This is a genomic window from Brevundimonas sp., assembly GCF_032017145.1.
Classification (GTDB): Bacteria; Pseudomonadota; Alphaproteobacteria; order Caulobacterales; family Caulobacteraceae; genus Brevundimonas.
On the sequence record NZ_DALZQC010000119.1, the window covers coordinates 1 to 9,390 of the forward strand.

At 67.1% G+C, this 9,390-nt stretch carries 12 protein-coding genes; 2 read left to right on the top strand and 10 right to left on the bottom strand.

Translation table 11 applies throughout. From position 1 onward, the window contains the following. Both RTU05_RS15350 and RTU05_RS15355 read right to left on the bottom strand, forming a co-directional pair. Nucleotides 1-1,243: hypothetical protein (locus RTU05_RS15350; protein WP_312599216.1), on the bottom strand; the 1,243-nt coding region annotated here is incomplete at its 3' end. 67 nt (nucleotides 1,244-1,310) lie between these two features. Further along, complete coding sequence (locus tag RTU05_RS15355; protein WP_312599217.1) at nucleotides 1,311-2,555, bottom strand: ectonucleotide pyrophosphatase/phosphodiesterase; 1,245 nt, start codon at nucleotides 2,553-2,555, stop codon at nucleotides 1,311-1,313. 99 nt (nucleotides 2,556-2,654) lie between these two features. Between RTU05_RS15355 and RTU05_RS15360 the strand changes: the two genes are divergently transcribed. Together RTU05_RS15360 and RTU05_RS15365 are read left to right on the top strand one after the other, a co-directional pair. After that, nucleotides 2,655-3,566 carry an ABC transporter ATP-binding protein gene (locus tag RTU05_RS15360; RefSeq protein ID WP_312599218.1) on the top strand — a complete coding sequence of 304 codons (912 nt, stop codon included), beginning with the start codon at nucleotides 2,655-2,657 and terminating at the stop codon, nucleotides 3,564-3,566. Beyond that, complete coding sequence (locus RTU05_RS15365; protein ID WP_312599219.1) at nucleotides 3,556-4,413, top strand: ABC transporter permease subunit; 858 nt, start codon at nucleotides 3,556-3,558, stop codon at nucleotides 4,411-4,413. Before RTU05_RS15360 ends, RTU05_RS15365 begins: the two co-directional genes overlap by 11 nt. Here RTU05_RS15365 and RTU05_RS15370 read toward each other — a convergent pair. From RTU05_RS15370 to RTU05_RS15405, 8 genes are all read right to left on the bottom strand, one after another. Continuing rightward, nucleotides 4,385-5,302 carry a LysR substrate-binding domain-containing protein gene (locus RTU05_RS15370; protein WP_312599220.1) on the bottom strand — a complete coding sequence of 306 codons (918 nt, stop codon included), beginning with the start codon at nucleotides 5,300-5,302 and terminating at the stop codon, nucleotides 4,385-4,387. The genes RTU05_RS15365 and RTU05_RS15370 overlap by 29 nt on opposite strands. A gap of 197 nt (nucleotides 5,303-5,499) precedes the next feature. Further along, the gene (locus RTU05_RS15375; RefSeq protein ID WP_312599221.1) at nucleotides 5,500-6,096 is read right to left on the bottom strand and encodes a hypothetical protein; all 597 of its coding nucleotides are present in this window, start codon (nucleotides 6,094-6,096) and stop codon (nucleotides 5,500-5,502) included. Then, nucleotides 6,097-6,342, bottom strand: a complete 246-nt coding sequence (locus tag RTU05_RS15380) for a hypothetical protein (RefSeq protein ID WP_312599222.1) — start codon at nucleotides 6,340-6,342, stop codon at nucleotides 6,097-6,099. Between the two features lie 95 nt (nucleotides 6,343-6,437). Beyond that, the gene (gene rplQ, locus RTU05_RS15385) at nucleotides 6,438-6,854 is read right to left on the bottom strand and encodes a 50S ribosomal protein L17 (protein ID WP_087119301.1); all 417 of its coding nucleotides are present in this window, start codon (nucleotides 6,852-6,854) and stop codon (nucleotides 6,438-6,440) included. Between the two features lie 109 nt (nucleotides 6,855-6,963). Next, nucleotides 6,964-7,983, bottom strand: a complete 1,020-nt coding sequence (locus RTU05_RS15390; RefSeq protein ID WP_312599223.1) for a DNA-directed RNA polymerase subunit alpha — start codon at nucleotides 7,981-7,983, stop codon at nucleotides 6,964-6,966. 94 nt (nucleotides 7,984-8,077) lie between these two features. Further along, entirely contained in the window at nucleotides 8,078-8,467 is a 390-nt protein-coding gene (rpsK, locus tag RTU05_RS15395; RefSeq protein ID WP_054765476.1) for a 30S ribosomal protein S11, read from the bottom strand. A 14-nt stretch (nucleotides 8,468-8,481) separates the two neighbouring features. Beyond that, nucleotides 8,482-8,850: a 30S ribosomal protein S13 gene (rpsM, locus tag RTU05_RS15400; RefSeq protein WP_291540341.1), complete on the bottom strand. Its 369-nt coding sequence runs from the start codon at nucleotides 8,848-8,850 to the stop codon at nucleotides 8,482-8,484. 127 nt (nucleotides 8,851-8,977) lie between these two features. Then, on the bottom strand, nucleotides 8,978-9,390 hold a 413-nt coding region (locus tag RTU05_RS15405; RefSeq protein ID WP_409411639.1), incomplete at its 5' end, for an energy transducer TonB.

Sequence of the window (9,390 nt, forward strand, 5' to 3'; positions counted from 1 at the left end):
CCTCGCCCCGCGCATAGCGCCAGCCCACCCGCATCAACGGCCGACCGGCGTCCGGCTCCGGCAAAGCCGCGACCTGGGCCGCCGTGCCGAAGCGGCCGTACAGCGCATAGGCGTCCGCCGCCATGATCTGGCGATAAGCCCAGTAGTCGTCCTCGCCCGCCTGAGGCGCGCCCAGCAGCGTCGGATAGGTCGCCATATACCAGTCGGCCAGTTCCAGCCCCTTTTCGGCCCCGCCCGCCATCAGGGCGCCGCCCATGCCGAAATGGATGTTGTGGGCGTGCAGCCTCATGCCGCGAATGCCGCCGGGCGGCCCGACCAGCCGGTCGTAGTTCTTGTCCAGCGCCACGGCCTGGACGTTCGACATCATCGCATCCTTGTAGCGCCCCACGCGATAGAAGGTGTGGGACGGCATATGCACCAGATGGCTGGCCCCCGGCGCCAGCAGGGCCAGCCGCTCGCCATAGGCCAGGGCGCGGTGCGGATCATCCGACCATTCTGTCAGATGGATATACAGGTGGATGGCGCCGGGATCGTTCGGCTTGACCGTCAGGGCGTGTTCCAAAATCGCCATCGCACGGGTCACGGCCGGATCGGCCGCCTTGCCGTTCTTGTCCCACCACTCGCCCTCGGGCCGCAGCATCCAGGCGTCGGCGGCGATGCTGGCGATGGAGACGTCGTCGGGATGGCGTTTGGCGATCCGGTCCATGGCGCGGGCGAACCGCAGGGCGCGCGTATCCTCCTTGCCGGAATAGCGCTGGATCAGGGCGTCGATCATCTGGCGCTGCACCGGCGTCGCGTCGCGGGCCAGCAAGCGCGCCTCGCGCGCGACCCTCAGGCCCGTTGCGATCGAGTAAGGGTCGCCCCCGCCGCCGTTCAGGTTTGGCCCGATGGCCCAGGCCTCGCCCCAGGCGCACATGCCGCACGACGGGTCCAGCTGACGCGCCTTGCGAAACGCCCGCACCGATTCGGAATGTTCGAACGCCCAGCGCAGCCGCACGCCATAGTCGAACCAGGCCTGGGCCTCGGGCGTCTTGGCGTCCACCGGAAAGCCGTCGCTGCCGAAGCCGGGAACCATGACCATGTCCGCCGTCGGCTGGACGTCGCCGACCGTCTCCGCCCGGCCGCAGACCTGGGGATTGGCGATCAGGGCCAGAGTGGCCGCCGTGGCGGTGGCGTCGGCGACGGCGACCGGCGCGATCAGACAGGCGACCGAAACCGTCGCGACCCACAGCCCCTTGCGCATCGCCGCCTCCCCGCGTTTGCGACGGCTATTGTGCGCCGAAATCGCGGGCGCGCCAATGCGCCGTCGATCAGGGCCGGGTGACGGCCAGAGTATCCGCCGGCCGGCCGTCGCCCGCCGGCGCCGTGAGACCCAGCATCCGCGCCAGGAAAGGCTGCAGGTCCACGCTGTCCAGGTCGCTCAGCCGCCGCCGCGCAACCACGCCCGGACCGTGGGCGATGAAGATCGCCGCCATCTCGGGCGCCTGGTTGTCATAACCATGGGCCCCGCCCGGCCGGGTCACGGGCCGGTCCCGCGTCGCGGTCAGCCAGCCGGTCTCGACCATGCAGACGATCTGGGCCACGCGCGGGTTGGAGCCATAGACCAGGCGCGCCGGCACATCGGCCTTGTTCCAGCATTCCATGTGCGGATGCCGGCCGACCAGCTTCTGCTGCACCTCCGCCTCGCGGCCGGGCGCCGGGTCGGCGGTCAGCACCGCCCCGCCGTAACCGATCTTCAGCGCGGCCGGATCGATGATGTCGTCGATCCAGACCACCCGGTCGGGCGAGGTCGCCGCCATGCCGTGATCGGACACCACCACCAGCAGGGTCCGGTCATACAGCCCCCTGGCCTTCAGCCCCTCGATCAGCCGTCCGATCGACGCATCGACCGAGGCCGCCGCCGCGCGCGTTTCCGGCGCATCCGGCCCGTTGCGGTGGCCGGCGGTGTCGACGATGTCGAAATACAGGGTCTCCAGCCGGGGCCGCTGATCCGCCGGCAGGTCCAGCCAGGACAGCAGCCGATCCACCCGCGCATCGCCCGGCATGCCCTGATCGAACGGCGCCCACTGGCTGGGGCGCACGCCGTGGATCTCAACCTCCGATCCCGGCCAGAACATGGTGCCGGTACGCACCCCGGCCTTCTCCGCCGTGACCCAGATCGGCTCGCCCTGATCCCAGAAGCCGCTTTCCTTGCTGGCCATGGTGAAGACGCCCAACTGCGCGTCCGTGAAACGGTTGCCCACCACGCCGTGGTGGTCGGGATGAAGACCCGTCACCAGCGTATAGTGGTTCGGGAAGGTCACGCTGGGGAACGACGGCCGCATCGGCCCGAACGCGCCCCCGGCGACCAGTCCGTCCAGCACCGGCGTCTGCCCCTTGCCCAGATAGTCCGGCCGGAAGCCGTCGATGGAGATCAGGATCACCCGATCCGGCAGGGCGGCCTGAGACGCTGCGCCGGCCGCGACCTGCGGCGTCTGCACCGGCGGCGTCCCGGCGCAGGACGACAGGGCCAGGGCGCCGGCGGCGATCAGACCGGCGAGCGGGAAACGAAACATGGACGACCTCGGATGCGACACGAAACCATTGCCTAAACTTAATGCGCGACAGCCGCACGACGGCTTGTCGGAACATCGTTCTCGCGCCAAGCTTGCATCATGGACACCGTCATCGAAATCCGCGGCCTCACCAAGACCTATGGGGCGGTGAAGGCCCTGGACGGTCTGACGCTCTCGATCCCGCGTGGCGGGGTCTATGGGGTGCTGGGGCCCAACGGGGCGGGCAAGTCGACCCTGTTCCGCACCCTGCTGGGCCTGATTCGGCCGACCCAGGGCGACGCCACGGTGATGGGCGGCCGGATCGGCGATCCAGCCGCGATGCGCCGCATGGGTTCCATGATCGAGACCCCGCGCTTTCCCCCCTTCATGACCGCCCGGCAGGTTCTGGTCTGGCTGGCCCAGGCCCACGGCGGCGTCACAGGGACCGAGATCGACAACTGGCTCCAGCGCGTCGGTCTGGCCGAGGCCGCCAACCGTCGCGTGCGCGGCTTTTCCGTCGGGATGCTGCAACGCCTGGGCGTCGCCGCCGCCCTGATGACCAAGCCCGATCTGGTCATCCTGGATGAACCGACCAGCGGCATGGACCCGCCCGGCATCCAGGAAATGCGCGCCCTGATCCGCAGTCTGGCGGACAACGACGGCGTGACCGTCATCCTGGCTAGCCACCAGCTTCAGGAGGTCCAGCGCGTCTGCGACCGCGTGGCCATCTTCAACAAGGGCAAGGTCATCACCGAGGGCCGGGTCTCGGACCTGACCGCCTCGGGCGAGCGTCTGCGCCTGTCCGTCACCCCCCTGGCCAAGGCCATGGCCGTGCTGGGCGAGCGCGCCGCCCTGGACGGGGACGCCGTTCTGGCCACGGCGCCCCGCGCCGAGGCCCCCGCCCTGATCAAGGCCCTGGTCGAAAACGGCGTCGACATCGAGGAGGCCCGCTGGATCGGCGCCGACCTGGAAGACGTCTTCATGAGCGAGACCGGCTGGACCGGCGTGCAGGAGCAAAACCGTGCTGGCTGACGCGATCCGATCCGAAACCTATCGCCTGTCGCGCAACCGCACCGCCCTGTTCTGGAGCGTGCTGTTCGTGCCGGTCATCGGCCTGCTGCTGGCCACAATCGGCTTCGTGGTCGCCAAGGCCAATGAGGCCAAGCTGGTCGGCAAGCTGCCCCCGGAGTTGATGAAGGGCGGCGCTCTTGACCTGGGCCTGACCCTGGTCAAGAGCGCCGGCGACTTCGCCAACCCCGCCATCCTGATGTTCGTCCTGATCGGCGCGGCGACCATCTACGCCGGCGATTATCGTTGGGAGACCTGGCGGTTGATCAGCGCGCGAAACACCCGTTCCAACCTTCTGGCGGGCAAGGTCGTGGTGGTGGCCCTGCTGATTATCGCCGCCACCGTCGCCGCCCTGACGTCCGACCTGATCGCCAGCCTGATCCAGGCGGCGGTGTTCGGCCGGCCCCTGACCTTCTCTATGACGGGAGCCGCCGCCGCCGACTTCGGCCTTCTGGCCCTGACCGGCTGGGCGCGGATCCTGCAGTTCACCATGCTGGGCCTGTTGGCGGCGGTCATGACCCGCTCGCTTCTGGCCGCCCTGTTCGCGTCGCTGGTGATCGGCATCGGCCAGTTCTTCCTGCCGCAGATCTTGATGCCGATGGGGGTGACACCCGACGGCTGGCTGCTGCCCCTGTTGTCGCCCGGCATGGCGACAGACCTGCTGAAGGCCGTCATCCACGGCGGAACGGCGGCGGCGGACCTGCCCGATCATGCGGTGATGAAAGGCGTGCTCGGCCTGGCCCTGTGGATCGTCGTTCCCTTCGCCGCCGCCGTGGCCTGGTTCAACAGGCAGGACCTGTCGAAGGAATAGGCGGCGGCGGGCTGCGTTCGCCTTCCCGCACCAGCCAGTCGCGGAAGGCGTCCACGGCGGGGTCGCGCCGCCCCTCCGGCCGCAGGAAGGCGAACCACGACGCGCGCTCCTCAAAGCCGAACGGCGCGACCAGCCGCCCGCTCATGACGTCGGGCGCCACGAAGGCCCACGGCGCGATGGCCACGCCCAGCCCCGATGCGGCCGCTTCGACCAGCGAATGGTTGTGGGCGAACTCCCGCTCCGGCGCGTCGCCCTTCAGCGCCACGCCAGCCAGGTCGGCCCACACCGTCCACGCCTGCCGGAAAGTGGCCGAGCGCAGGCGTGGCGCCGCTCCGACCGCCTGAAGCGTGGGCATCTTCGCCATCAGACCTGGCGCACCGACCGGCCCCTGATGCTGTGACAGGAAGCGCGTGCTTTCGGTGCGGACATGGCGCTGATCCGGCTCCACGATGCGGATGGCGCCGTCGAACCGATCCCGGCGAAAATCGACCGGCAGATAGGATTCCGACAGCCGCACCCTGACCTCGGGGTGCGCCTCCAGAAAGCGCGGCAGGCGCGGGATCAACCATTTCAGCGCAAAGGTGCCCAGGCAGGAAATCTCGATCTCGCGCGCCGCCTCGCCGCGCGCCTGAGCCACCGCATCGGTGATCGCACCAAACGCGGGCGTCAGAACCTCCGCCAACCGACGGCCAGCCTCCGTCAAGGTCAGGGCATGGCGCGGCCCGCTGACCAGCCGCACGCCCAGCGCGGCCTGCAGCGCCGCGATCTGGCGGCTGACCGCGCCATGGGTGACGCACAGTTCGGCCGCCGCCCGCGTCATGCTGGCGTGGCGGGCGAAGACCTCGAAGGTTCGCAGCGCATTCAACGGCGGCGGCGCACGGCCCGTCATGTGACCTCCCCTCACACAGACCTGCCCGCATAATCGATTTCGCGCCGCGCGCCTATCGGCTTCAACCTGGCCGATGTCGCACCTCGATCCGCCGCCCCGCCCGCCTCGCCGTCCGTTTCACGACCAGATCGCCTATGGCTTGTGCATTCTCGTCATATGGCTCATGGCCTTTGCGGCCATGATCGACAGCTAGCGGCTCAGAGCGCAGTTGGCAGCGGCCACGCTTCACGCGAACGTTGAATGGCTTCGGTCAGGTCAGCCCTGACGCCGCCTCGCGCGAGGCAGACCTTCATCAGGCCAGGATAATCGAACGTCGCAGGATCGTTCAGAACTTGCCGAAGCTCTTCTGGCCAAGTCACGACGCCTGCCTCGTCCATCTGGTCTTCTCGCGGCAGATTCCACCGCCATGTCGTTTCGGCTTGCCCGTCATTTTCGACACAGGCTCGTTCCTCGAACCGCAGTCGTGCCGCGGCGGTAAACCCCATCCTCCGATTCAAATCCTTCGACTGACTGGTAGATGACACGAACAACAGACAACGCCCCGTCAGTTGCTGTCGCCGAACGATCAATCCCGCAAGAGCAACGGCCTCGTTCTTGACGTCCTTTTTGTTCTCGGCCGTGAAAGGCGCGGCCTCGCCTGTTTCCACACAAGGATTGTCTGCACGTTCCAACCAACTTGGCTGTTTGGGTGTCGGCAGGAGCGAAAGCGGCGACAAGGCCACGCCCAAAACGATCAACGGAGACTGAATCGCCAGATCCTTTGCCGTGATCCGATAGGGAGCGGCGACAGTCACCTAAGCCAAATCCGACGCGGCGAAGCACGGCGGATCAAGATGACGGCCGCACAGCAGATGCCCTGCCGGTACGACGCCGCCCAAGCTGACGCTTTCTCCGCCCTTCCTGACACCGGTGATCAACTCGCCGCGCTGGAAAATACCTCCAGCGGAAAGGCCATCAGTCGTCACAGTCTGAAACGACCGGATCGGCATACATCCGCCAAGCAAGGCGCAGAAAAGCAAGGTCGGAATCGTGCGGCTCATAACCAGAGCATGGCTCAACCGGAGCGTGTCGCAAAGCAAAAGGGCGGCCGGATCGCTCCGGCCGCCCTTTCGGCGTCTGGTCTTTGGACCGGGTCTTAGTCTTCGTCGCCTTCATAGGCCAGGACCGGACCGGAGTCCTTGCCCTTGGCTTCGACGTCGCGATCAACGAACTCGATCACGGCCATCGGGGCGTTGTCGCCATGGCGGAAGCCGGCCTTCATGATGCGGATATAGCCGCCGTTGCGCTCGCTGTAGCGCGGGCCCAGCGTCTCGAACAGCTTGCCGACCTGCGGCACGTCGCGAACCTGGCTGATGGCCTGACGACGCGCGTGCAGATCGCCCTTCTTGGCCAGGGTGACCAGCTTCTCGACGAAGGGACGAAGTTCCTTGGCCTTGGGCAGGGTCGTGGTGATTTGCTCGTGCTTGATCAGCGAGGCGGCCATGTTGGCGAACATGGCGGTGCGGTGGCTGGTCGTGCGACCGAGTTTACGATGGGCGGCGCCGTGGCGCATCTGGGTCTCTCCTACTCCGGGTCCGGTATCTCCTGATCGGAGACCTAGGCCCGTAATCTTCTAACCGCCCCGTCATTCTCCTCGAGAGGAGACGGGCGGAGGGTTGAACTTAGATCTGGTCGTCGAACTTCTTGGCCAGATCTTCGATGTTTTCGGGCGGCCAGTTCGGCACATCCATGCCGAGGCTGAGGCCCATCGTCGTCAGAATTTCCTTGATCTCGTTCAGCGACTTGCGGCCGAAGTTGGGGGTGCGAAGCATTTCGCCCTCGGTCTTCTGGATCAGGTCGCCGATGTAGACGATGTTGTCGTTCTTCAGGCAGTTGGCCGAACGGACCGACAGCTCCAGCTCGTCCACCTTCTTCAGCAGCGCCGGGTTGAAGGGCAGGTCGGGCTTGCCGTCCGACTGCTCGACAGCCTTCTTGGGCTCTTCGAAGGTGATGAAGATCTGCAGCTGGTCCTGCAGGATGCGCGCGGCGTAGGCCACGGCGTCCACAGGCGTCACCGCGCCATTGGTTTCGACTTCCAGCAGCAGCTTGTCATAGTCCAGCGACTGACCCTGACGGGTCGGCTCGACGCGGTAAGCCACCTTCTTGACCGGAGAATACAGCGCGTCCACGGCGATCAGGCCGATGGGCGCGTCTTCCGGGCGGTTCAGTTCGGCCGCGACATAGCCCTTGCCGTTCTGAACGGTCAGTTCCATGCGGATCGAGGCGCCGTCGTCCAGCGTGCAGATGACGTGATCGGGGTTCAGAACCTCGATGTCCGCCGGCACGTCGATCTGGCCGGCGGTGACAGCGCCGGGACCCGTGGCGCGCAGCGTCATGCGCTTGGGGCCCTCGGCGTGCATGCGCAGCGCCAGCTGCTTGATGTTCAGGACGATGTCGACCACGTCTTCGCGCACGCCTTCCAGCGACGAGAACTCATGGACCACGCCGTCGATCTGGATGGCGGTGACCGCCGCGCCTTGCAGCGAGGACAGCAGAACGCGACGCAGCGCGTTGCCGAGGGTCACGCCGAAGCCGCGCTCGAGGGGCTCGGCCACCAGGCGCGCCTTGCGCTGGGCGTCGGAGCCGGTCTCGATCTGGGGCTTCTCGGGACGGATCAGCTCTTGCCAGTTTCTTTCGATCATTTTGTCCCTCGAACGGGTTTCGTCGGCTCCGGCCTTGTCGACGAGGCCATGGTGGAGCCGACGGAGATGGGGTGTGCCTGGAACGAAGTCGCGATCAGACGCGACGACGCTTGGGCGGACGGCAACCGTTGTGCGGCATCGGCGTGACGTCGCGGATGGTCGTGATCGTCAGACCGACGGCCTGCAGGGCGCGCAGAGCCGATTCACGGCCGGAACCCGGACCCGAAACGTTCACTTCCAGCGTCTTCAGGCCGTGTTCCTGGGCCTTCTTGCCGGCGTCTTCCGCAGCCATCTGGGCGGCGTAAGGGGTCGACTTACGCGAACCCTTGAAGCCCATGTGACCGGCCGACGACCAGGAAATCGCGTTTCCTTGCGCGTCGGTGATGGTGACCATCGTGTTGTTGAAGCTGGCGTTCACGTGGGCGACGCCCGAGGTGATGTTCTTGCGTTCGCGGCGCTTTACGCGACCCGGTTCCTTGGCCATCGGTCAGCTCTCTCTTACTTCTTCTTGCCGGCGATCGGCTTGGCCGGACCCTTGCGGGTGCGAGCGTTGGTGTGGGTGCGCTGACCGCGGACCGGCAGGCCCTTGCGGTGACGCAGGCCGCGATAGCAGGCCAGGTCCATCAGACGCTTGATGTTCATCGAGGTTTCGCGGCGCAGATCGCCTTCCACCGTATAGTCGCGGTCGATCGTCTCGCGGATCGACAGCACTTCGGCGTCCGTCAGTTGATTGACGCGGCGCGCGGCGTCGATGCCGACCTTGCCGGTGATGTCCTTGGCGGCGGCGGGGCCGATGCCATGGATGTACTGAAGCGCGATTTCCACGCGCTTATTGGTCGGGATGTTGACGCCAGCAATACGGGCCACGAAATTCTCCAGATACGCGTTAGTCAGACGCAACAAACGCTCCGGTTAACAAACCAGGAGCGTGGCGCCCTTCGCGGGAAGGCGCCCTTATACAGATGATTCACAGGCCGTCAACGTCTGCCGTGGATCAGCGCGGCGGTCGCCCGAAATCCACACCGACGGTGACGCGCTGGCCCTCGACCGGGCGGCCGTTTTCGGTCGGCGGCTGGAAGCGGAAGAAGCCAGACACCTGCAGGCCCGCTGCGCCGAAGCCCAGGCCCGGCGGGGTTTCGTCCACGACTCGGCAGTCGTCAAGCCGGCTGTCCAATCGGATGACGCATGACAGTTCGGCCCGGCCATAGCGGCTGCGCGCGGCCGACGGGTGGTTGGCGCGGATCTGACCGATCGTGGGCCCCGTCACCAGGCGCGGTCCGGTCGAGCCGCTGCCCAGACCCGATCCCGACCCGACGCCGGAGCCGTTGCCCGTCCCCTGCCCGCCCTGGCCGAAGCCCGGCTGGGGCGACGGCGCCGGCGCTATGCCGACGACAGGCGCAGGCGTCG

Bases quoted from the DNA above. Each gene is read 5' to 3' on its own strand.
- rplQ (WP_087119301.1), bottom strand. From the start codon at position 6,854: ATGCGCCACGGCGCCGCCCATCGTAAACTCGGTCGCACGACCAGCCAC.
- RTU05_RS15370 (WP_312599220.1), bottom strand. From the start codon at position 5,302: ATGACGGGCCGTGCGCCGCCGCCGTTGAATGCGCTGCGAACCTTCGAG.
- rpsK (WP_054765476.1), bottom strand. From the start codon at position 8,467: ATGGCCAAGGAACCGGGTCGCGTAAAGCGCCGCGAACGCAAGAACATC.
- RTU05_RS15360 (WP_312599218.1), top strand. From the start codon at position 2,655: ATGGACACCGTCATCGAAATCCGCGGCCTCACCAAGACCTATGGGGCG.
- RTU05_RS15355 (WP_312599217.1), bottom strand. From the start codon at position 2,555: ATGTTTCGTTTCCCGCTCGCCGGTCTGATCGCCGCCGGCGCCCTGGCC.
- RTU05_RS15380 (WP_312599222.1), bottom strand. From the start codon at position 6,342: ATGAGCCGCACGATTCCGACCTTGCTTTTCTGCGCCTTGCTTGGCGGA.
- RTU05_RS15390 (WP_312599223.1), bottom strand. From the start codon at position 7,983: ATGATCGAAAGAAACTGGCAAGAGCTGATCCGTCCCGAGAAGCCCCAG.